Raw genomic sequence first — 20,482 nt, 5'->3', positions numbered from 1 at the left:
ATAAACCTTTGAGGTCAGTTGAGATCGGAGCGGGGGTCGAATGCGTCGCGCAGGCCGTCACCGATGAAGTTGATGGCGAGCACGGTGAGCACCAGTGCGGCGCCCGGGAACATCCATTGCCAGGGGTAATTTTCAAGCACGACGGTGGAGCGGGCGAGATTGAGCATGTTGCCCCAGCTGGCTTCGGGCGGTGCGATGCCGAGGCCGAGGAAGGACAGGCCGGCCTCGAGCAGGATGGCGTTGGCGATCTGCAAGGTGGCGTAAACGACCAGGATATCGATGCAATTGCGCAGGCCATGCCGGAACAGCAGATGCGGCAGCCCCGCGCCCATGCCGCGGGCGGCAACGACGAAATCGCGCTCGCGCAGTTCGAGCAGCCGGGCGCGCACCATGCGCGACAGCACCGGCCAGGAGAGCAGCGAGATCACCAGTATGGTCGGGGCGATGCCGGTGCCGGCAATCGAAGCCAGCACCAGCAGGAAGATCACCGGCGGCAGCGTCATCGCCAGATCGACCAGGCGCATCACCGTGCCGTCGACGAGGCGCCCGCCAAAGCTGGCGACGGCACCGACCAGGAAGCCGATGACGGTGGAGATGGCGACCGAGCTGACGGCAACCAGCAATGAGATTCGCCCGCCTTGCAGCAACCGGGCCATGACGTCGCGCCCGACGCCGTCGCTGCCCAGCCAATGAATGGCCGACGGCGCCTTGTTCATTGCTCGGAGGTCGATGGTGTTAGGACCGAACGGCCACCACAAAGGATACGTCGAAACCGCCAGCAGGATCGGGATGACGATCAAAAGCCCGGCACGCGCCGCGCGGTTTTCGAAAAAGCGGTCGAGCGCGCGGCGAAGCGGGCCTTTGGTTTGCGGCACGGCTGTCGTATCCGGCGCAGTGATTACCATCACGCCACCTGAATGCGCGGGTCGACGACGGCATAGACGACGTCGGTCAACAGGTTGACCAGGATGACGCAAACGCCGATCACCAGCGTGGCGCCCATGATCACCGGGTAGTCGCGGGTGCCAACGGCATTGACCAGAAGCAGTCCCATGCCCGGCCAGTTGAACACGCTTTCCAGGAAGATAGCGCCGCCGATGGCGATGCCGACAGTCGAGCCGATTAGCGTGATGACCGGCAAGAGCGCGTTGCGGGTCGCGTGCTTGATGATAACCCAGAACTCGCGCACGCCCTTGGCACGCGCCGTCCGCACGTAATCCTGGTTGAGCACTTCCAGCAGCGAGGCGCGCATGTAACGCATGATCAGCGCGGCATGGCCGACGGACAGCAGGCAGGCGGGCAGGACGAGGTGCGCAAGCACATCCGTCGCCGAGAACGGCGCACCGGCGGTCTGCATGCCGCCGGACGGCGCCCAGCGCAGCAGCACCGAGAAGAAATAGAGACCGAGCAGCGCTGTCAGAAAAGCCGGGCTGGAGATACCGATAAACGACAGCACCGACAGCGCGATGTCGGATGGTTCGTTACGGCGCACCGCGCTGAAAATGCCGGCGGAAATGCCGAGCACGATGGCGATCGCCAGGCCCGTACCCATCAGCAGCGCCGTCGGGCCGATGCGTTCCATGACCAGTGGCAGCACGGCAACGCCGCTGCGCTGGATCGAATAGCCGAAGTCACCGCTCAGCGCCGCGCGCAGCCAGGCGAGATACTGCACGGGAAGCGGCCGATCGAGCCCGAGCCGTTCGCGCAGGCCCTCGAGGTCGGAAGCCGACATGGGGACCGATGGGTTGATATAGGCGTCGATCGGATCGCCCGGCGCCAGCCGCAACAGGATGAAGATGAGGACGCTGAGCGCGACCAGCATCAGCAATCCTGTGGCGCTGCGGCGGGCGATGAAGCTCAACATGGGCTTTCCGTGGCGGTGGCAGGCGGCGCCAAAGTGGTCCCGCCTGCTCGCTTGGTTGCGGGCTTCTTACTGGATGTCCCAGCGCTCGGGGTGAGCTGCGTAGGGGCCGCCGCCCGGCGCCGGCGTCCAGACGAAGTCATGCAGCTTGTTGGAGGCTACGCCATAGCGGTTGGCCACCCACAACGTCGCCCAGGGTAGCTCCTTGTTCATGACCTTGCAGACCCCCTGCCAGGATTGATCGAGCTTGGCCGGATCGGTTTGGCCTAGCGCGGCGTCCAATGCGGTGCTCAGATCGTCGAACTCGATGCGCATGGTGTTGAAGCCTGCCGGCGGGATCTGCGACTTGTTGAGGCCGGGATTGAGGCCGGCCGGGTTGGGGCCGTTCTGCAGGCCGGCATAGACCATCGGAAAGGCGTTCCAGTCCGGCGTGCCTTGCTTGTAGACGATGCCGTTGTAGGTCGGCGTATCGACGACCCGCGGCACCACATTGATGCCGACCTCGGCCAGCATCGACTGGACAGCGGCCATCACATTGGCCGCTTGCGGCGAGCCGTAATAGGTCAGCAAGGTGATCGGCTTGTCGCCGTTGATCTTGTCCCAGCCGGCCTCGCTCAGCAGCGCCTTGGCCTTTGCCGGATCGTAGGCATAGGGTTCGAGGCCTGCGGGAACGAGATGCGGCGCGACATAGCCGCAATTCGCTGGCTCGGCGGCACCGCCGTAGAGGCTGTCGATGATGGCGTTGCGATCGATCGCGTACATGATCGCCTGGCGGACACGGATATCCCTAAACAGGTCGACCTTCTGGTTCAGGCCGATATAGTTGACCACGTACGAGGCACCTTCGATCACCTTGAAATTGCTGTCGCTCTTGAACGATGCCGCATCGTCGGGCTCGACATAAGTGAACTGGATTTCGCCGGCACGGAGCGCGGCAACGGCCGCCGCCGGCGACTCGAAATAGCGGTTGATGAGCACGTCTACCTTCGGCTTGCCGCCGCGATAATCGTCATCGGCTGCCAGTTCGACATATTGGTCGCTCACGTATCGTTTGAACTTGAACGGGCCGGTGCCGACCGGAGTGGTCGACCACCAGGTGCTTGTCGCCAGCGATTCCGGCGGCAGAGCGGCCAGGGCATGCTCCGGCAGGATCATCAGCTGCGAGAGGATGGATAGAAACGAGCCGTTCGGTTTCGATAGCTTCACCACTGCGGTGTGGTCATCCGGGGCATCGACCGAGGCGATGTTGGCGAGGCGGGCGGCAAACAGGCTGCCGGAGGCCTTGTTCTTGGCAAGCTCGAGGGTGAACTTGACGTCCTTCGAGGTGAACGGCTTGCCGTCATGCCAGGTCTCGTTGACCAGGTTGAACGTATAGCTCAGCTGGTCGTCGCTGATCTTGTAGTCCTTGGCGAGGTCGCCTTCGATATCGGCCAGCCCGGCATTGTAGATGACCAGCGGTTCAAAATAGGTGCTGAGCCAGGTGTAGCCGCCGGTCGCCACCAGCGGGTTGAAGTTCTTGGGAAAACCGCCGGGACCGACGTCGAAGCCGCCCGCAATGGTCTTGGCGCTTTGTGCCTGGACACTGGTCAATGGGGCAATGCTGGCGAGCAGCAGCCCGGCGACTGAGAATGCGATGGTCCTGATACGCATGGTTTCCTCCCTTGGCATAGTCAGGTTGTTCTTCAGCTTGTTCGGTTTTTTGCGATAACCTGCTGGATCCCCCGGTAATGGTCGTCGAGCCGCCGACGCGCCTGGTCGACGTCCTTGGCCGCGACAGCCTCGACGATCTCATGATGGTCGCGCCATGTCGCCAGCGGCGTCGGATTATCGAGATTGGTGAAATTCGAGGCCTTGTTGAACGCCGTCCAGAAGATGTCGATCAGCGCGCTCAGCATGTGATTGTTCTGGCAGCGGAACAGCAGCTGATGGAATTGCTGGTCCTCTTCGGCGAAGCTCTCATGGCGCTCGGCACGTTGCCGCATGCGCTCGGTCAACTGGCGCAGCGCCTCGATGTCCTCGGCACTGATCATCTCGATCGTCTTGGCGATGAGGCCGGTTTCCAGCACGCGACGGATTTCGCGCAGCTCTTCGACATCGCGCAGCGAATCCTGCAAACCGTAGGCCAGGTTATCCAGCAGCGGCTTGAACGAGAACTCCTTGACGAACACGCCGATGCCGCGTCGCGTCTCCAGGATGCCGATCGATTCCAGCGCCTTGATGGCTTCGCGCACGGAGTTGCGGCCGACGCCGAGCCGCTGCGCCAGGAACGTCTCCGGCGGCAGGGGATCGCCTGCCTTGAGCTGGTTGCTTTCGATATAGGCCCTGAGGCTTTCCTGCACGGTGACGTGAAGCAGCGGTGGTCTGCTCAACGGTTCGATCGACTTCAGTTCCGCCATCCCACTGCTTTCATCATCCGCTGAAGCTTGCCCGCCGCTTGTCGTATAGCCACTTGTAGGATATCCTGCAAGCCCATAACAAACCTGCTGCCTCCGTATGAAGATTACCCTCGCCGGCTCGAGCCACTGGCACGCCGAAATACACCTCGACGCCGCACGCTTTTATGGCACGGAGATCGCCGGTATCTGGGACGAGGATCCTGGCCAAGCGCAAGCGTTCGCCGCGCACCACGACCTGCCGTTTATCGAAGATTTCAAGGAGATACTCTCCAGCCCGCCGGATGTGATCCTGTTGATGGGGCACCCTTCGATGGTGCCGGCGCTGGCACGTGCGATCATCGCGGCAAGGATACCGCTGATCCTGGAGAAGCCGGCGGCCAGCCATACGAGGGAACTGATGGCGCTGCGCGACCTTGCCAGGCAGCACCAGGCTTTTGTCGCTGTTCCCCTGCCCAACCGTTTCGGGCCGGCCGTTGCCGGCCTTGAACGGCTGCGCCGGCAAGGTCGCGCCGGCCCCGTGGCGCATTGCCAGTTCCGGCTGGTCAACGGCCCGCCGCAACGCTACATCGCCGACGGTGTCGCCTGGGTGCTCGACCCGGCGGTTGGTGGCGGGGGTGCATTGAGGAATCTCGGCATACACGGCGTCGACGCGGCACTCAGCCTCGCAACCGGCAAGCTCGGCCTGAAAAGCGTTTCGATCGCGAACCGCATCCATCCCGGCCCGGTCGAGGATCACGCACTTCTGGTGCTGGAAGACGAGGCCGGCGCGCTGTTCATCGTCGAGGCCGGTTACACCTTTGCTTCGATGCGCCCCGGCGGTGACTTCGAGTGGCGTATCGTCAGTGCCAATGCCACCCTCATCGATCATGGCGACCATGTTATCTGCGCAACGCTCGACGACGCGGCAATCGTCGACTTGCCGGTCGAACTGCCGGCAACGCGCTATCGTCTGTTCATGCGCGATACGCTTGACCGGCTGGCCAGAAAGGCGCCTCCGCCGGTGTCCATCGAAGATTATGTTGCGGCGATGTCGCTGATCGACGCCGCTTATCAAAAGGCAGGACCATGATTGGAATAGGAATTATCGGCGCCGGCGATTTCGGCGCAGCCCATGCGCGGGCAATCCCTGAGGTTGGCGGCATTCGCCTCGTCGCCGCCTCTCGAGGAAATGCCGACGCACTGCAGCAATTCACCGCTGAACATGGCGGCCGCGGCTACGCGGACTGGCGAAGGCTGCTGGACGACAAGGAGGTCGATGCGGTCCTCATTGCCAGCCCGCACCATCTCCATGCCGAAATGGCCATCGGCGCGGCAAAGGCCGGCAAGCATATCCTGCTCGAAAAACCGATGGCGCCGACGGTGGCTGCCTGCGATGCGATCAACGCCGCCGTGGCCAAGGGTGGCGTCAAGCTGATGGTCGCCCACCTCATGCATTTCGCCCTGCCCTGCATGGCGGCCAGGCAAATTCTGGAGGAAGGCGAGCTCGGCCGGCCTCTCGCCGGATCGAGCTGGATCATCAAGCTGTGGATGGAGCACAATCGCCGCGACTGGCATCTGCGCAAGGCGACCGGCGGCGGCATGCTGTTGACGGCCGGCATCCACGCGGTCGATCGCCTGGTCTGGCTGATGGATGATGATGTCGTGTCGGTGAGCGGCATGCTCGGCGCCAAGTTCCATGACCAGGAAGCAGACGATACCGCCTTGCTCGGACTGCGCTTCGCCGGCGGCGGCATCGGCCAGGTGCAGAGCGTCGGGTACCGCACCGGCGCTACGACCTACGCCATGGACCTTATCTGCGAGCAGGGAACGCTGCGCATCGACATGGACCGCGGCACGATGCTTGGCCGCGATACGGTCTGGACCGAGCTGCCCGGTTCCTTTGAGCCGAACTGGATGCATAACGCGCTGGTGCGCGAATGGAGCGCAATGCGCGATGCCATTGCCGATGACACGCCGGTGCCGGTCGACGGCATCTATGCGCGCAAGATCATCGCCATTATCGAGGCTGCCCTCGCGTCGAACGAAACCCGCCGCGAACACGAGATCGCCGGTGGACGCTGACCTCGACGACCATCTGGCCCGCTTGCCCGCACACGCACCGCGCGGCATCTGGGGCGCGGTGATGCTGGCCATCGACGATCGCGGAGCGATCGACTGGCAGGCGACGGAAGAGACGATCGCCCGGCTCTGCGCCTCAGGCGTCGATGGCGTCTATTCCAATGGCACCGCCTGCGAATTCCATTGCCAGACCGAGCCCGAATTCGACCGGCTTTGTGAGTTGGTCGCAACCATAGCCGGCCGCGCGCGCCTTCCTTTCCAGATCGGCATCAGCCAGTCCAATCCGCGCGTCGCGCTGGAGCGACTGACGCGGGTAGCCGGACTTCGCCCGGCAGCGGTGCAGTTCACGCTGCCCGACTGGTGGCCGCCCAGCGACGACGAGGTCATGCGCTTTGCCGGCGGCCTCTGCGACGCCGCGCCTGAAACGCCGCTGGTGCTCTACAATCCGCCGCACGCCAAGCGCCACCTGACGCTCGACGGCATCGCCAGTCTGCGTGCGGCCGTGCCATCGCTGGTCGGCGCCAAGCTGCCGGGCGGCGACGCCGGCTGGTATGCCGACATGCGCCGCAAACTGGACGGATTTTCCGTCTTCGTCCCCGGCCACACGCTGGCAACAGGCTATGCTGGAGGGGCCCATGGCAGCTATTCCAACGTTGCCTGCCTCAACCCGAAGGGCGCGATGATGTGGTGGCAGATAATCCGCACCGACATGGCCGCCGCTGCCGAGGTCGAGGCCCGCATACAGGCCTTCCTCGCCGCACATGTCCTACCGTTTCGCACCCGTTACGATGTCAGCGATGCAGCACTCGACAAGGCGATGGCGGCGGCCGGCGGCTGGGCGCCGCTCGGCCCGCGATTGCTCTGGCCCTACAACTCGGTTCCCGACGAGGAGATCCCGACGCTGGCCAAGGCCGCTTACGCGACCTTCCCCGAATGGTGGTAATGTTCGATTTTACGAAACCGGTTTAGTAAAGCGGTTTACAAGCGCAATTTCCTGTGCTGAAATCCTCGCCTATCGGGAACGCTGAGCACAGTCGCCTCATGAAGAAACCCACCGCATCGACGATCCGGAATGTCGCGCATGCGGCTGGCGTCTCGGTCACCACCGTGTCGCGCCATCTGAACGGCCGCATAAAGCTGCCGGCGGAAACCAGCGAGCGCATCAGGGCAGCGGTTGCGGAACTGGAATATCGGCCCAACGCCATCGCGCGGCGCCTCAGCAAGGGCCGCAGCGAAACCATCGGCTTGATCGTTTCCGACATCTCCTACCCATTTTTCGCCGCCATCGCGAGTTCGGCGGAAGAAGAAGCAAGCCGGCTCGGCTACAGCCTGGTGATGTTCAACAGCCGCAACATGGCCGCCAAGGAACTGGGCTTCCTGTCGCGCATCGACGACGCGCAGGTCGACGGTATCCTGCTGATGACCAACCACCCGGACGACGGCGCGCTGGTCCAGAAGATCAATGCCTGCAGCAACGTCGTCCTGGTCGACGAGGATGTGCCCGGCGCCATTGCGCCGCGCCTGTTTGCCGATAATCGTCGCGGCGCCAGGCTGGCGACCGAGCATCTTCTTGATAATGGCCACAACGCGATCGCCTTTGTCGGCGGCCCGCCGGCGCTGCTCAGCAGCAAGGAGCGGTTCGGAGCCTTCGAGGAATGCCTCGAGCGCACAGGCGTGAAGCTGGATCCAGACCACGTCTTTTTCGGCGACTATGACGAAGAGTCCGGCCTGCGCGCCATCCTGCGGTTCGCTGCGCTCGACAATCCACCGACCGCAATCTTCGCCTCTGCCGACATGCTGGCGCTGGGGATTTTGCAAGGCTGCCGCAAGCTCGGCATCAGTGTGCCCGCCGATCTGTCGCTGGTCGGTTTCGACGACATCCGCAATGTCGACCTGCTTGATCCGCCGCTGACGGCCATCCGTCAGTCCGCGGAGGAATTCGGCCGTCGGGCGGTCGGCCTGCTGATCGACCACATCAACGGTGCCGAGATACCTGATGCGGCGCCGGTCGCGGTGAAGCTTGTCGTGCGCCACTCCGTGGCCGCGCCTCGTAAGGCACATTGGAAACTGACTGGAAACGCCTCGGCGGAAAACCGATCGCTGACGAGAGTGGGAACCTAGGCCATGATCCGAACCGAAGGTCCGCGTCAGCGAAAAGTGGGAACCGGTTTTCGGAAAGGTCATGGCCCAGAAAGACAACAGAGACGGATCAAATCCGCGAAACCTGCAGTCAACATCAACAATGGGAGAATGAACAATGACAATCTCGCATTTCGCACAAGACGCGGCTGAGATCGCGCTGGAAAAATTCACGCGCGGTGAAATCGATCGCCGCTCGTTCCTCGTCGCACTCGGCGGCCTCGGCCTTGCGGGCGCCTTGAAGCCGGGCATCGCCTTGGCCGATGCCTCCGAAATCGTCGTCTGCAACTGGGGCGGTGCGGCGGCGGATGCCTTCGCCAAAGCCTATGGCGACCCCTTCACCAAGAAGAGCGGCATGAAGGTGGTGATCGACGGGGCGGGGCCTGCGATCGGCACGATCCGGGCCATGGTCGAGTCCGGCAAGGTCATCTGGGATGCCACCGACGGCGGCATGATCGATTCGCTGACGCTGGGCAAAGGCAATCTGGTCGAGAAGATCGACTACACGATCGTCGACAAATCGCAGGTGCCGGAGAATTTCGCCGGCGAGTTCGGCGTCTCGAATTATGTCTATTCGAACGTGCTCGCCTATGACGCCGACGCAACCAAGGGTGCAGCACCCACCGGCTGGGCCGACTTCTTCGACACGGCAAAGTTCCCCGGCAAGCGCACCATGTGCAAATGGATCCAGGGCCAGCTCGAATTCGTGCTCATGGCGGACGGTGTCGCGCCCGCCGACCTGTATCCGCTCGACGTCGACCGGGCATTCAAGAAGCTCAAGCCTATGCTCGCCGACATCATCTTCTGGGAAGGCGGCGCTCAGACCCAGCAATTGTTCCGCGAGGGCGAGGTCGTGATGGGCAACATCTGGCACACCCGCGCCAATCTCCTGCACAAGGAAACGCCCGACAAGTTCAAGTGGATCTGGGAGCAGAACATCCTTTCGGCCAGCGCGTGGTCGGTTCCCAAGGGCAATCCCGCCGGCAAGAAAGTGTTCGAATTCATCAATTCGACGCTCGATCCGGCCGGCCAGCTGGTGCTGCTGCAGATCATGGGCAACGGGCCTTCCAACCCTAAGACGCTGGCCTTGATGACGCCGGAGGACGCGGCCGTGAACCCGACGACGAAGGAGAATGCTGCCTCGCAGATCATGCTCAATCCCGCCTATTACGCGGAACACGAGACCGAGCTCCAGAACAAGTACCTGGACTTCATCTCGAGCTGAGAGGGGCGAGCCGACAGGGAAGGGCTGCCACCGGCAAGGCGGCGGCCCTCATCCGATGCGAATTTGATCCAATGCGAAATTTCAAGACAACAGCCCTGCTGCTGACGGTTCCCGCCAGCCTGGTGGCGATCGGCCTCTATGCGGCGCCGATCCTGCAGGTTCTTGCGTTGAGCCTGACCGAGCCGAAGCCGGGTTTTGCCAATTACCAGAGCCTGTTCGCCAATGCCGCGGTCGGCCGCGTCGTCATGACGACGCTCAAAGTGTCGGTCATGACCACGGTGCTGACCGTGCTGGCGAGCTACATCGTCGCCTTCGCCATCATCCATATGTCGGCCGGCTGGCGCCGCATCTCGCTGTTCCTGGTGCTGGTGCCGTTCTGGATATCTGTGCTGGTCAGGGCGTTTTCCTGGATCACCATCCTGCGGCGCCGCGGCGTCCTCAACAGCGCGCTGACGGGTACGGGCGTGATCTCGACGCCGCTCGACCTTGTCTACAACCTTTTCGGCGTCACCATCGGCATGGTGCACTACATGATGCCGTTCGCCATCCTGCTGCTCTACGCCAATCTGTCCGACATCGACCGCCGCATCATGCAGGCGGCACGCTCGCTGGGCGCGCGGCCGGCAACGATCTTCTGGCGCGTCTGGCTGCCGCTTAGCCTGCCCGGCATTGCGCTGGCGACACTGTTCGTCTTCGTCTTCTCGCTTGGCTTCCTCGTCACGCCCGCCCTGCTCGGCGCCGGCAAGACCCTGATGATCGCCGAATACATCTCGGTGCAGATCTCGAGCACCTCGCGCTGGGACCTGGCAACATCGCTGTCGACCATGCTGCTTCTGGTGGTCGGCATCATCGTCTTTGCCGCCATGCGCAGCCCGGCGCTGCGCGCCGCCTTCGTCGCGAGGCCGCAGCAATGAAGCCCCGGCGCATCATCGAAGTTGGCCTGCCGCGCTTGCTGGCCTGGTGCCTGCTCGGCTTCCTGTTCGTTCCGATCCTGGTGGTGATCCCGGTCGCACTGACCGACCGCGATTATCTGTCGCTGCCGCAGGACGGCATTTCGATGCAGCATTTCGCGGCGCTTGCCGACTGGAGCAAGGGCTGGCTTCCCAGCATGCTGACCAGCGCCGGCATCGCGCTCGCCTGCGCCGCGATTGCCACGGCGCTCGGTGTCGCCTTCGCCGTTGGCGCCTGGGCGGCAGGAGGCTGGTGGCCGTCGTTGATGCGCATCCTTCTGCTGTCGCCGATGATCGTGCCGCCGATCATCTACGCCGTCGGCATGGTCAAGCTGTGGGCGCGGCTGTCGCTGCTCGACAGCTACACCGGCGTCATTCTCGTGCATGTCGTGCTGGCCTTGCCGCTGACCGTGCTGGCCATCGGTGCCTCGCTCTCCAATCTCGACCAGAAGCTGGTGCAGGCGGCGAGAAGCCTCGGCGCCAGGCCGATGACCGTGTTCGGCAAGGTGATCTTGCCCAACATCGTTCCGGGCGTTGCCGCCGGCGCGCTGCTCGCCTTCGTCGCCTCCTGGGACGAGATCACGGTGACGCTTTTCATCACCGGGCGCGCCGTCGTCACGCTGCCGCGCCGCATCTGGACCAGCATCCAGGATGCGGTCGATCCGGCGCTGGCGGCGATCGCTACCGTCCTGCTCGTCATAACCGTGCTGGCGCTTGCCGCACGCGCGCTGACCGAACGCCGGCACCAGAGATCCTAGTTCAAGCACCCCGCCGCCGGGAACAATCGAAAGGAAAGGAAGGCCTATGAGCACCGCAATGAGCGACAACGAATACCGCGAGAACAAGTTCTTCAGCATATTCGGCTCCGTCCCCGAGCCGGGCTTCGATACGGCTGAGGAACAGATCCCGGTATGGGGCCGCCATTGGGGTTGCTCGAACGATGTCGGCCGGTTGCGCGCTGTGCTGATGCACAGGCCCGGCGACGAGCTTTCCGTGGTCGAAAACAAGCCGATGCCTGAAATCGGCGGCTTCGGCGATCCGGAAAAGGGTTGGTACTGGATGGGCCGGACGATGCCCGATTTGCCCGCCATGCAGCGCGCCCATGACGAGTTCACCAATTTGCTGCGTTCGGAAGGCGTCGACGTCATCCTCGTCGACAAGGCCGCTCCTGGAGCGATGAAGCAGATCTACACCCGTGACAGCGTCATCGGCATTCCGGGCGGCGCCATCGTCACCCGCCTGGCCCGGCGGGTGCGCCGCGGCGAGGAACTGCCGGTGACGCGGGCGCTGGCCAAGGCCGGATGTCCGATCCTCGGAACCATCCACGGCTCGGCCGTCTTCGAAGGCGGCGGCTTTGCCTTCATCGATGCCAAGACGGCCGTCTGCACGGTGAGCATCGCCTGCAATCCGGAAGGGGTGCGGCAGGTCGAAAGCATCCTCGCCGGCCTCGGCGTGACGCTGATCAAGGTGCCGATGCCGGGATACCGTATTCACATCGACGGCGCCTTCATTATGGTCGACGTCGAGACGGCGATCGTCAATGTCAACGAACTTCCTTACCCGTTCATCGAATATCTGGACAAGCGCGGCATCAAGATGATCGAACTGCCTCCCGAAGACAGCGCCATGTCGCTCAACTGCCTGGCCGTCGCGCCCGGTCGCGTCATCATGCATGGCAGCCGCTCGAAGCGCTTGGCGGACAGGCTCGATGCCGCCGGCATCACCGTGCTGACCTGCAACTACGAGACGGTCGAGCTTGGCGGCGGTGGCCTGCATTGCTCGACGGCGCCGCTGATCAGGGACCCGATCTGACATGGTCCCGAACTGATATGGCCCGAAACTGATATGACCCCGGACTGACATGGCATTGCTGGTCATCGACGATCTGGCAAAGACCTACGACAAGGTCACTGCGCTGACCGGGATCAACCTCTCGGTCGAAGCAGGAGAGTTCGTCACCTTGCTCGGGCCTTCCGGGTCCGGCAAGACGACCTTGCTGATGTCGCTGGCCGGCTTCACCACGCCGAGCAAGGGCACGATCAGCCTCGACGGCAGGGATATCACCCGTGTCGACCCGGAGGACCGCAATTTTGGCTTCGTCTTCCAGGGTTATGCGCTGTTCCCGCATCTCTCCGTCGCCAACAACATCGCCTTCTCGCTTAGGGTCCGCAAATGGGAGAAGGCAAGGATAGCCACGCGGGTGACCGAGATGCTGTCGCTGGTCGGCCTCGACAATCTGGCCGAGCGCAAGCCGCGCGAACTGTCGGGCGGCCAGCAGCAGCGTGTCGCCATCGCTCGCGCCTTGGCCTTCGGGCCGCGCATCCTGCTGCTCGACGAGCCGCTTTCGGCGCTCGACCGTATGCTGCGCGAGACGATGCAGAAGGAGTTGAAGCGGCTGCATCGCGAGACCGGGGTGACCTTCGTCTACGTCACCCACGATCAGGAAGAGGCGATCGCGATGTCCGATCGTATCGCTGTGTTCAATCATGGCCGCATCGTCGAGATCGGACCGCCGCGCGACCTCTACAAGAAACCGTCGACGCGCTTCGTCGCCGGTTTTCTCGGCGAGAACAATTTTTTGACCGGCCACCGCGCCGATGACGATGAGACGATGGTCGAGGCGTTCGGCGCGCGCTTCGGCTTCCCCCTCCGAAAGGGCAGCCGCGAGCGGCCCGGCGATCGCCTGACGGTATGGGTGCGCCCCGAGGAGATCCGCATCGGGCAGGCGTCAGGCGATGAGATCGGCTTCCGGGCGACAGTGGTCGAGAATTCCTTTGTCGGCGCGCTCGAACGCATCGTGCTCCGGACGACGGCCGGCGAAGAGATGGTCGCGACGCTGCGCTCGGAAGCGACCGTCGCGGTCATGCCCGGACAAACTGTCGATTGCCGGATACATCCCTCCGCAATCGGCGTCCTGCCGAACGAAATCTCGATGCCCTGACCTCCCGAGAGAGCCCCATGATCAAGGCGACACCTTTCGATTTTCCCTATGACGGCAGGCTGGTTGCCGAACATACGGCCCTCGTCGTCATTGATCTGCAGGAGGATTTCCTGTCGACGACAGGCTATTTCGCCAAGCAGGGCTACGATCCGAGCCCGCTGCGAGCCATCCTGCCGACGGTCAGCCGGCTGATCGCGGCAGCCCGCGCGGCCGGTCTCAGGATCATCCACACCAGGCAAGGTTATCGGCCGGATATGGCCGACATGACGCCCTACGAGAAATGGCGGCGCAAGCGGGCCGGCCTCGAAGGAACCGAAATCCTGCTGCGCTCCGGCCCTGGCTTCCAGATCGTTCCGGAGATCGACGTCGCGCCTGAGGACATCATCGTCGACAAGACCTGCAACAGCGCCTTCACCTACACGGATTTCGAGCATGTGCTGCGCGCGCAAGGCATCACGCATCTCCTGTTTTCGGGATGCACGACCGACGTCTGCGTGCACACGACCTTGCGCGAGGCCTGCGACCGCAATTTCCAGTGCCTGACCATCTCGGATGCTTGCGCCAGCGGCGACCAGAAAGCGCATGAGGCAGCCCTGCACATGGTGACGGTCGAGAACGGCATCTTCGGCGCGCTGACCGATTCAGCCGCCGTTATCGCGGCGCTTTCGCAAATCTCCGGCAAGGTGCACTGATATGCTCGAAGAGACCGCCGGCACAGCCGCCGCAACCCAGACCGACCAACTTTACGTTTCGCTGATGCGCTTGACGGACAAGGGGCTGGCGGAACTGGCCGGCAGCCCCGATCGCAGGAAAGTCAGCGAGGAGCGCGTTGCAGCACTCGGCGGACGATCGGTCGCCTTCTATGCCACGCTCGGCGCCTATGACTTCGTCCAGATCTTCGAAATGCCAAGCAACGAGGCCATGCTGCAATATGTGCTGACGGCCCGGCGCGACGGTTTCGTCGAACCGCTGATCCTGCCGGCATTCGACCCGCCGGCTTTCGGCGCGATTGTCGGACGGGTCCTGAGATGACCGGCGCTTCAGCCGGCGCGTGCTTCCGGGGTCGGGCGCGATGCAAACGCGCCGGGTTGGGAGACATCGGCCTCGCGACGCGCCAGCGAATTGCGCAGCAGTGCGATCGCCTCGCGGCCGGCGGTCGCAATCTCGCGTGGCCTGTCGACGCCGACGATCATGAACTCCGTGATCCCCAAAGCGGCGTAGGAAAGCAGCGAAAGCGCGACCTGCGCCGGCGGCCCGGCAAGTTCGAGCGCCTTCTGGCAGGAAGCGGCCGGTTTGTCTTCCGAACGGATTCGGACGGGAAGCGCGAAACGCAGCTTGCCGGCCCGGCCGTGTTCGGCAGCAGCGCCGCGTACGCGCTCCATTGACTGGTGGATTTCTGCAAGCGAGCCAGGTGCCAGCTCGAACACGTCCGCATGCCTGCCCGCGACCCTGAGCGCAGTGCCCGACTGCCCGCCCATGCGGATGGTCACATCGGCACCATGCGGCCCCTTGCGCGGCACATAGCCGCCTTTGATGCTGTAAAAGGTGCCTTCATGGTCGAACGGCCTGTCGTTCGACCACAATCGCTTCAGCAGCACCAGATATTCATCAATGCGTTGCCAGACCACTGTGTGGCCGGCCGGACGTGCCTCGGCATCGTCGTCGCTCAGCGGCTCGCTGAGCATCCTGAGCGACAGCCGGCCACCGCTTCTCGCGTCGAGGGCAGCGAGTTGTCGCGCCGCCACGGTTGGTTCGATCACGCCTGCCCAATGCGTGAGCACGACCTCCAGGGACGAGGTCCGGTCCAGCGTCTGGGCGGCAAGGTCCATATTGGTCAGCAGCCCGGCCTGGTCGTCGATGACGATCCTCTGGAATCCAGCATCCTCGATCAGTGACAGCTTCGTCGCGGTCTCGACAAAGTCATAGAAAAAGCTGGCGTCGGCAGCGTGGATCTTACCGGGAACATGCGTGAACTCGATCGGCATTGCCATCTCCTCCATCACGTTGGAATCAGGGCGCGCAAATGCACACCGGCATTCGGTTCATCAACTCCGGAATTTCTGCAAACGGCAGGCCGCTATCCCGAGGAAGCCTCGATGATCAGAGCCTTGACAATCAGGGGATCAGCCCCAGTACCACTGCCCCGGTGAATACAAACGCAAGGGCAAAGACGAGATAGGCGAAAGCGCCGGCATAGGCCGGCCGCCAAACCTGGTCGGAACCCAGCCTTTGGCCTTTGCGGGCAGTCTGAGCGTTCTGGCTATAGGACATATCGACCTCCGTCTCGGCGCTTAATCTATAAAATCAGTAGACTTTGTCGAGTGCTATTTTCGCGCGATCCTTAGAACAATTTTCTCCAAATGATAGACACATTAGTGCTTTTACTGCTTAGCGCTGCCTTTTGCGGCATGCCGGGGTGACGGCAGGAAACGTCAGGTCCACGTGTCTGTGGCTCCTTGGCCATCCAATGGATGAGGGATAGCATCGCTTTAGCGGAAAGCCGCGACGTCACGGCAAGGCAGCAGGGAGCAAACCATGGGGACAAGACTGGCCGGCAAGGTCGCCATCATTTCGGGCGGCGCGACGGGAATGGGCGGTGCGGCCTCGGAGCTTTTCGCGGCCGAGGGCGCCAAGGTGGCGATCGTCGACCGCAACGGCGAAGCGGCGGCGGCTACCGCAGCGGCAATCAGGCAACGCGGCCATGTCGCCGAGCACTGGGTCGCCGACGTATCGGATGAGGCGCAGGTCGAAGCGGCGGTGAAGGGCGCGACGGAAAAATTCGGCCCGGTTACGGTTCTGTTCAACCACGCCGGCACCATCGTCATCAAACCCTTCCTGGAGACCACGCTGCAGGAATGGGACTGGCTGCATGCCGTCAATGTGCGTTCGATGTTCCTGATGACGCGCGCCGTGCTGCCCGGCATGATCGCCGCCGGCGGTGGTTCCATCGTCTGCACCTCGTCGATCTCGGCGGTGGCGGCGACGCCGATGGAGGTGCTTTACGACACCACCAAGGGCGCCTGCCACATGTTCGCGCGCGCCATCGCCGTCGAGTTCCGCGACCGCAACATCCGCTGCAATGCGGTCTGTCCAGGCTTCATCAGGACACCGCATGGCCTGCGCGAGGTCGCCGATCTCGACAAACTCGGCGTCGATGTCTCCGACGCGGCAATGGCGGCGCAACAAGGGCGGATCGGCGAGCCGGAAGAGGTCGCGAAGGCAGCCCTGTTCCTGGCCAGCGACGAGGCCAGCTTCGTCAACGGCGCCCATCTGTTCGTCGATAACGGCTTCACCGCGATGTGAAAGGCGAAGCGCCGCTACCGCTCTTCGCGCCGGGACGGCTTGAGCAGCGCCGACGGGGCCACCGCATTGCGCGACATCACCGCCATAGCGACGATGGTGAAGATGAACGGCAGCATCAGGAAGGCCTCGTAGGGGATATGGCCAAGCCCGCTCGCCTGCATACGCAACTGCAAGGCGTCAACGAAGGCAAACAGCAGTGCCGCGCCTGCCGATCGCCACGGATCCCAGCGGCCGAAAACGACGAGCGCGATTGCCACCCAGCCACGCCCCGAAACCACACCGAAGGTGAAGGCGTTGAATTGCGCCATCGACAGGAAGGCACCGGCCAGTCCCATCAAGGCACCGCCGAGGATCACCGCCTGGAAGCGTGTTGCAATGACGCTGACGCCGGCAGAATCGGCGGCACGCGGGTTTTCGCCGACCATGCGCACCGACAGGCCCCAAGGTGTGCGGTAGAGCACGAAGGCGGCCAGCGGTATGGCCAGCATCGCCATGTAGACCAGCGAAAACTGGTTGAACACCGCCGGCCCAAGCACCGGTATGTCGGACAGGATCGGGATCGGCAGCGTCTCGAACCCCTTGATGTTCGGTGGCACCGATTGCTGTCCGAAGATCAGCCGGTAGAGGAAATAGGCAAGGCCCGACGAGAACAGCGTCACGCCGATGCCGCAGACATGCTGGCTGAGGCCGAGCGCTACAGTGAACAGCGCGTGCACGGCGCCCATCAGCGACCCGGTCAGCACCGCCGCGAGCACGCCGAGCCAGAGGCTGCCGCTGAGGCTCGCCGCGGTGAAGCCGGTCATTGCCGACAAAAGCATGATGCCTTCGATGCCGAGATTGAGCACGCCGGCGCGCTCGGAGAACATCTCGCCCAGCGTCGCAAAGGCCAGCGGCGTGGCGATGCGGATGATCGCGGCCAGGAAGCCGACCTGGAAGATCTGTTCCAGCACCACGCTCATTTGGCTATTCCCACGCGACGGAGGCGATAGGCGGTGAACAGCAGCGCCACCAGCATGGCGAGCAGCGCCGTTCCCTGGATGACATCGCTGAGGAAGGCCGGAACGCCGGTCGCCCGCGACATCGCCTCGGCGCCGGTCATCACCGCGGCAAGGAAGATCGCCGCCGGCACGACGCCGAGCGGATTGAGCCTCGCCAGCATGGCGACGACGATGCCGGAATAGCCATAGCCCGGCGAGATGTCGCTCATCACCTGGAAATGCACGCCGCCGACCTCGCCGACGCCCGCAAGGCCGGCCAATGCGCCAGACAACAGCGCCGTCGAAATCAGCACCCGCCCAACATTGATGCCGCCATAGCGCGCCGCCTCGGGGTTTTCGCCGGTGACCCTGATGCGGAAGCCGAGCGTGGTGCGCGCGACCACGAGCCAGATGACCGGTGCGGCGACCAGCGCCGCGACGACCCCGAGATGCAGCCGCGTGCCTTCGAGCAGCACCGGAAAATTGGCCGTATCCTCGATCGGCGGCGAGATCGGGTAGCCGCTGAAACTGTCCTTCCATGGCCCCTCGATCAGCGCCATCAGTGCGTAGAAAATGACCGAGTTGAGCAGCAGCGAGCTGACCACGTCATCGACCCTGAATTTTACCCGCAGCGTGGCGGGGATCAGGGCGACGGCCGCGCCGGCGGCAGCGCCCGCCAGCGCCATCAGCAGCATGGCGAGCGGCCCCGGCATCGGGATTGCACCGATGGCACAGCTCGCCACCGCACCAGCCAGCAATTGCCCTTCGGCGCCGATATTCCAGAATTTGGCGCGGAAGGCGACTGCCACGGCAAGTCCCGTGAAGATCATCGGCGCGGCACGCACCAGCGTTTCGGTGACGGCGTAGCTGTCGCCCAGCGACGCCGAAAACATAACGCCATAGGCCTCGATCACGCCGGCGCCAGCCAGTGCAATGAGGCCGCTGCACAGGATCAGCGTCGCGCCGATGGCGAGCAGCGGCAGCGCCAGATTGAACCAGGCGGGCGTTGAGGTGCGGGCCTCGAGACGGAACATCAGGCATGGCCCTCCGCTCCGGTCATCATCAACCCGAGTCTGGCGATGCTGGCGTCGGCGCTGTCCAGCGTGCCGACGATGCGGCCCTCATACATCACCGCGATACGATCCGAGAGCATCAGCAACTCTTCCAGATCCTCGCCGATGACGACGATGCCGCAGCCCTTGGCGCGCATGTCGAGGAATTTTTCGTGGATGAAGCGCGCGGCGCCGATATCGAGGCCGCGAGTCGGCTGCGAAACGATCAGCACCTTCGGATCGAAGGCGAGTTCGCGCGCCAGAAGCGCCTTCTGCAGATTGCCGCCGGAAAGCGCCCCGGCGCGCGTCATCGGCCCGGGGCAACGTATATCGTAGGCTTTGATCTGTGCCTCGGCGAAGGCGCGGATCGCATCCGGCTTGAGCAGGCCGTTGCGGCTGAACGCCGCCGTGCCGATGCGCGGCAGCACCATCGAATCGGCGAGCGGCAGATTGGTGACCAGTCCGGTCGTCATGCGGTCTTCCGGTATGCGGCCGAGGCCGAGCGCCTGGACTGTGCTCGGCGAGAACCGCGAAACTGTTTTGCCGGCTATGGTCATCTTCCCGGCATCGGGCGCACGCACGCCGGAGATGACCTCGGCAAGCGCGCGCTGGCCATTGCCGGAGACGCCGGCGATGCCGAGGATCTCGCCGCCACGAACCGACAGCGAAACATCGCGCAGCGCCATGCCGGAATGATGCGATGTCGAGATACCGTCGAGGGTCAGCACGGCCGCACCCGGCATCGACGGTCCTCTGGCCGGAGGCACGATCTCGTGGCCGCACATCAGCCGCGCCATCTCCGACGACGTGGTGCTGGCCGGCGCATCGACGCGGCCGGCAACGCGCCCATGCCGGAGCACGACGCAGCGATGCGTCAGCGCTCGCACCTCGTTGAGCTTATGCGAGATGAAAATGATGCCGAGCCCTTGTGCCGCCATCGAGCGCAGCGCCGAAAACAGCCCGTCGACCTCGGTTGGTGCCAACACCGCCGTCGGCTCGTCGAGGATCAGCAGCCTTGCGCCGCGAAACAGCGCCTTGACGATTTCGAGCCGCTGTTGCTCGCCGACCGACAGCGCCGAGACGGGGAGGTCCGGGTCGAGCGTCAGCCCGTGCTGGCGGCCGATCTCGGCGAGCCGCGCCAGCCCGCCGGCGCGGTCGATCCGGCCCGATCTGCCGGGAATGCCGATCAAGAGGTTCTCCAGCACCGAAAGCCGCGGTGCGAGATGAAAATGCTGGTGCACCATGCCGATGCCGGCGGCCAGCGCATCGGCCGAACTGTTGATCGCCACCGACCGGCCCTGCACCAGGATCTCGCCGGCATCGGGCGCATAGGCGCCGAACAGCACGTTCATCAGCGTCGTCTTGCCGGCGCCGTTTTCGCCGAGCAGCCCGAGGATTTCACCCGGCGCGACACTGAGATCGACGGCCTCGTTCGCCTTGACGGCGCCAAAGCTCTTGGAGATGCCGCGCATTTCGATGAGAGGGGCAGGCGTTGACAAGGCGGGATCCTGGTGGCGTTGACGCCGATATCCCTCCCCCTTGAGGGGAGGGTGCCGAGCGAAGCGAGGCGGGAGGGGTCC

General features: G+C 63.9%; 21 protein-coding genes. 12 read left to right on the top strand and 9 right to left on the bottom strand.

Going from position 1 to position 20,482, the window contains the following annotated elements; genetic code table 11:
* Nucleotides 1–14 precede the first annotated feature (14 nt).
* The 4 genes from NKI97_RS04490 to NKI97_RS04475 all read right to left on the bottom strand — a co-directional run bounded on the left by NKI97_RS04490 (nucleotide 15) and on the right by NKI97_RS04475 (nucleotide 4,257).
* The gene (locus NKI97_RS04490; protein WP_352749669.1) at nucleotides 15–905 is read right to left on the bottom strand and encodes an ABC transporter permease; all 891 of its coding nucleotides are present in this window, start codon (nucleotides 903–905) and stop codon (nucleotides 15–17) included.
* Complete coding sequence (locus NKI97_RS04485) at nucleotides 905–1,864, bottom strand: ABC transporter permease (RefSeq protein ID WP_023678169.1); 960 nt, start codon at nucleotides 1,862–1,864, stop codon at nucleotides 905–907. The genes NKI97_RS04490 and NKI97_RS04485 overlap by 1 nt, the downstream gene beginning before the upstream one ends.
* 66 nt (nucleotides 1,865–1,930) lie before the next feature.
* Entirely contained in the window at nucleotides 1,931–3,511 is a 1,581-nt protein-coding gene (locus NKI97_RS04480) for an ABC transporter substrate-binding protein (RefSeq protein WP_352749672.1), read from the bottom strand.
* Between the two features lie 32 nt (nucleotides 3,512–3,543).
* On the bottom strand, nucleotides 3,544–4,257 hold the full coding sequence (locus NKI97_RS04475) for a FadR/GntR family transcriptional regulator (RefSeq protein WP_031212077.1): 714 nt from the start codon (nucleotides 4,255–4,257) through the stop codon (nucleotides 3,544–3,546).
* Between the two features lie 97 nt (nucleotides 4,258–4,354).
* On the opposite strand from NKI97_RS04475, the gene NKI97_RS04470 reads away from it, so the two are divergent.
* The 11 genes from NKI97_RS04470 (at nucleotide 4,355) to NKI97_RS04420 (ending at nucleotide 14,602) form a co-directional block, all read left to right on the top strand.
* Nucleotides 4,355–5,326: a Gfo/Idh/MocA family protein gene (locus NKI97_RS04470; protein ID WP_352832876.1), complete on the top strand. Its 972-nt coding sequence runs from the start codon at nucleotides 4,355–4,357 to the stop codon at nucleotides 5,324–5,326.
* Entirely contained in the window at nucleotides 5,323–6,318 is a 996-nt protein-coding gene (locus tag NKI97_RS04465) for a Gfo/Idh/MocA family protein (RefSeq protein ID WP_352832873.1), read from the top strand. The genes NKI97_RS04470 and NKI97_RS04465 overlap by 4 nt, the downstream gene beginning before the upstream one ends.
* Nucleotides 6,308–7,258 carry a dihydrodipicolinate synthase family protein gene (locus NKI97_RS04460; RefSeq protein ID WP_352749679.1) on the top strand — a complete coding sequence of 317 codons (951 nt, stop codon included), beginning with the start codon at nucleotides 6,308–6,310 and terminating at the stop codon, nucleotides 7,256–7,258. The genes NKI97_RS04465 and NKI97_RS04460 overlap by 11 nt, the downstream gene beginning before the upstream one ends.
* Before the next feature lie 98 nt (nucleotides 7,259–7,356).
* Entirely contained in the window at nucleotides 7,357–8,436 is a 1,080-nt protein-coding gene (locus NKI97_RS04455) for a LacI family DNA-binding transcriptional regulator (RefSeq protein ID WP_352451285.1), read from the top strand.
* A gap of 136 nt (nucleotides 8,437–8,572) precedes the next feature.
* Nucleotides 8,573–9,679 carry an ABC transporter substrate-binding protein gene (locus tag NKI97_RS04450; protein ID WP_352451286.1) on the top strand — a complete coding sequence of 369 codons (1,107 nt, stop codon included), beginning with the start codon at nucleotides 8,573–8,575 and terminating at the stop codon, nucleotides 9,677–9,679.
* A gap of 71 nt (nucleotides 9,680–9,750) precedes the next feature.
* Entirely contained in the window at nucleotides 9,751–10,593 is an 843-nt protein-coding gene (locus tag NKI97_RS04445; RefSeq protein WP_352451287.1) for an ABC transporter permease, read from the top strand.
* Nucleotides 10,590–11,387 (top strand): ABC transporter permease, encoded by a 798-nt coding sequence (locus tag NKI97_RS04440; protein ID WP_352451288.1) that lies wholly within the window; start codon nucleotides 10,590–10,592, stop codon nucleotides 11,385–11,387. Before NKI97_RS04445 ends, NKI97_RS04440 begins: the two co-directional genes overlap by 4 nt.
* Before the next feature lie 58 nt (nucleotides 11,388–11,445).
* Entirely contained in the window at nucleotides 11,446–12,441 is a 996-nt protein-coding gene (locus NKI97_RS04435) for a dimethylarginine dimethylaminohydrolase family protein (RefSeq protein ID WP_352832868.1), read from the top strand.
* A 49-nt stretch (nucleotides 12,442–12,490) separates the two neighbouring features.
* A complete protein-coding gene (locus tag NKI97_RS04430; protein WP_352451290.1) occupies nucleotides 12,491–13,570 on the top strand; it encodes an ABC transporter ATP-binding protein in 1,080 nt (359 codons plus the stop codon).
* A 17-nt stretch (nucleotides 13,571–13,587) separates the two neighbouring features.
* Entirely contained in the window at nucleotides 13,588–14,262 is a 675-nt protein-coding gene (locus NKI97_RS04425; protein WP_352451291.1) for a cysteine hydrolase family protein, read from the top strand.
* A gap of 1 nt (nucleotide 14,263) precedes the next feature.
* Complete coding sequence (locus NKI97_RS04420; protein ID WP_352451292.1) at nucleotides 14,264–14,602, top strand: GYD domain-containing protein; 339 nt, start codon at nucleotides 14,264–14,266, stop codon at nucleotides 14,600–14,602.
* An 8-nt stretch (nucleotides 14,603–14,610) separates the two neighbouring features.
* Here NKI97_RS04420 and NKI97_RS04415 read toward each other — a convergent pair whose 3' ends face one another.
* Nucleotides 14,611–15,555 (bottom strand): LLM class flavin-dependent oxidoreductase, encoded by a 945-nt coding sequence (locus tag NKI97_RS04415; RefSeq protein WP_352451293.1) that lies wholly within the window; start codon nucleotides 15,553–15,555, stop codon nucleotides 14,611–14,613.
* A gap of 130 nt (nucleotides 15,556–15,685) precedes the next feature.
* The gene (locus tag NKI97_RS04410; protein ID WP_023678176.1) at nucleotides 15,686–15,841 is read right to left on the bottom strand and encodes a hypothetical protein; all 156 of its coding nucleotides are present in this window, start codon (nucleotides 15,839–15,841) and stop codon (nucleotides 15,686–15,688) included.
* Between the two features lie 264 nt (nucleotides 15,842–16,105).
* Here NKI97_RS04410 and NKI97_RS04405 point away from each other — a divergent pair, with 264 nt between their 5' ends.
* A complete protein-coding gene (locus tag NKI97_RS04405; protein ID WP_352451294.1) occupies nucleotides 16,106–16,873 on the top strand; it encodes an SDR family NAD(P)-dependent oxidoreductase in 768 nt (255 codons plus the stop codon).
* 14 nt (nucleotides 16,874–16,887) lie between these two features.
* On the opposite strand, the gene NKI97_RS04400 is transcribed toward NKI97_RS04405, so the two are convergent.
* The 3 genes from NKI97_RS04400 to NKI97_RS04390 are packed head-to-tail and all read right to left on the bottom strand — an operon-like array spanning nucleotide 16,888 to nucleotide 20,374.
* Complete coding sequence (locus NKI97_RS04400; RefSeq protein WP_352832863.1) at nucleotides 16,888–17,832, bottom strand: ABC transporter permease; 945 nt, start codon at nucleotides 17,830–17,832, stop codon at nucleotides 16,888–16,890.
* The gene (locus NKI97_RS04395; RefSeq protein WP_352456283.1) at nucleotides 17,829–18,884 is read right to left on the bottom strand and encodes an ABC transporter permease; all 1,056 of its coding nucleotides are present in this window, start codon (nucleotides 18,882–18,884) and stop codon (nucleotides 17,829–17,831) included. The genes NKI97_RS04400 and NKI97_RS04395 overlap by 4 nt, the downstream gene beginning before the upstream one ends.
* Nucleotides 18,884–20,374, bottom strand: coding sequence for an ABC transporter ATP-binding protein (locus NKI97_RS04390; RefSeq protein ID WP_502901491.1), 1,491 nt, complete (start codon nucleotides 20,372–20,374; stop codon nucleotides 18,884–18,886). Before NKI97_RS04390 ends, NKI97_RS04395 begins: the two co-directional genes overlap by 1 nt.
* Nucleotides 20,375–20,482: the final 108 nt, after the last annotated feature.

The sequence above is a fragment of the Mesorhizobium sp. M0296 genome (genome assembly GCF_040321675.1).
Lineage (GTDB): Bacteria > Pseudomonadota > Alphaproteobacteria > Rhizobiales > Rhizobiaceae > Mesorhizobium.
This window is presented reverse-complemented; position numbering and strand designations above follow the sequence as displayed.

Coding starts and splice junctions, on each gene's coding strand:
- NKI97_RS04450 (WP_352451286.1), top strand. CDS start 8,573: ATGACAATCTCGCATTTCGCACAAGACGCGGCTGAGATCGCGCTGGAA.
- NKI97_RS04430 (WP_352451290.1), top strand. CDS start 12,491: ATGGCATTGCTGGTCATCGACGATCTGGCAAAGACCTACGACAAGGTC.
- NKI97_RS04410 (WP_023678176.1), bottom strand. CDS start 15,841: ATGTCCTATAGCCAGAACGCTCAGACTGCCCGCAAAGGCCAAAGGCTG.
- NKI97_RS04435 (WP_352832868.1), top strand. CDS start 11,446: ATGAGCGACAACGAATACCGCGAGAACAAGTTCTTCAGCATATTCGGC.
- NKI97_RS04440 (WP_352451288.1), top strand. CDS start 10,590: ATGAAGCCCCGGCGCATCATCGAAGTTGGCCTGCCGCGCTTGCTGGCC.
- NKI97_RS04420 (WP_352451292.1), top strand. CDS start 14,264: ATGCTCGAAGAGACCGCCGGCACAGCCGCCGCAACCCAGACCGACCAA.
- NKI97_RS04390 (WP_502901491.1), bottom strand. CDS start 20,374: ATGCGCGGCATCTCCAAGAGCTTTGGCGCCGTCAAGGCGAACGAGGCC.
- NKI97_RS04465 (WP_352832873.1), top strand. CDS start 5,323: ATGATTGGAATAGGAATTATCGGCGCCGGCGATTTCGGCGCAGCCCAT.
- NKI97_RS04475 (WP_031212077.1), bottom strand. CDS start 4,257: ATGGCGGAACTGAAGTCGATCGAACCGTTGAGCAGACCACCGCTGCTT.
- NKI97_RS04490 (WP_352749669.1), bottom strand. CDS start 905: ATGGTAATCACTGCGCCGGATACGACAGCCGTGCCGCAAACCAAAGGC.
- NKI97_RS04415 (WP_352451293.1), bottom strand. CDS start 15,555: ATGCCGATCGAGTTCACGCATGTTCCCGGTAAGATCCACGCTGCCGAC.
- NKI97_RS04470 (WP_352832876.1), top strand. CDS start 4,355: ATGAAGATTACCCTCGCCGGCTCGAGCCACTGGCACGCCGAAATACAC.
- NKI97_RS04445 (WP_352451287.1), top strand. CDS start 9,751: ATGCGAAATTTCAAGACAACAGCCCTGCTGCTGACGGTTCCCGCCAGC.
- NKI97_RS04480 (WP_352749672.1), bottom strand. CDS start 3,511: ATGCGTATCAGGACCATCGCATTCTCAGTCGCCGGGCTGCTGCTCGCC.
- NKI97_RS04405 (WP_352451294.1), top strand. CDS start 16,106: ATGGGGACAAGACTGGCCGGCAAGGTCGCCATCATTTCGGGCGGCGCG.
- NKI97_RS04455 (WP_352451285.1), top strand. CDS start 7,357: ATGAAGAAACCCACCGCATCGACGATCCGGAATGTCGCGCATGCGGCT.
- NKI97_RS04395 (WP_352456283.1), bottom strand. CDS start 18,884: ATGTTCCGTCTCGAGGCCCGCACCTCAACGCCCGCCTGGTTCAATCTG.
- NKI97_RS04400 (WP_352832863.1), bottom strand. CDS start 17,832: ATGAGCGTGGTGCTGGAACAGATCTTCCAGGTCGGCTTCCTGGCCGCG.
- NKI97_RS04485 (WP_023678169.1), bottom strand. CDS start 1,864: ATGTTGAGCTTCATCGCCCGCCGCAGCGCCACAGGATTGCTGATGCTG.
- NKI97_RS04425 (WP_352451291.1), top strand. CDS start 13,588: ATGATCAAGGCGACACCTTTCGATTTTCCCTATGACGGCAGGCTGGTT.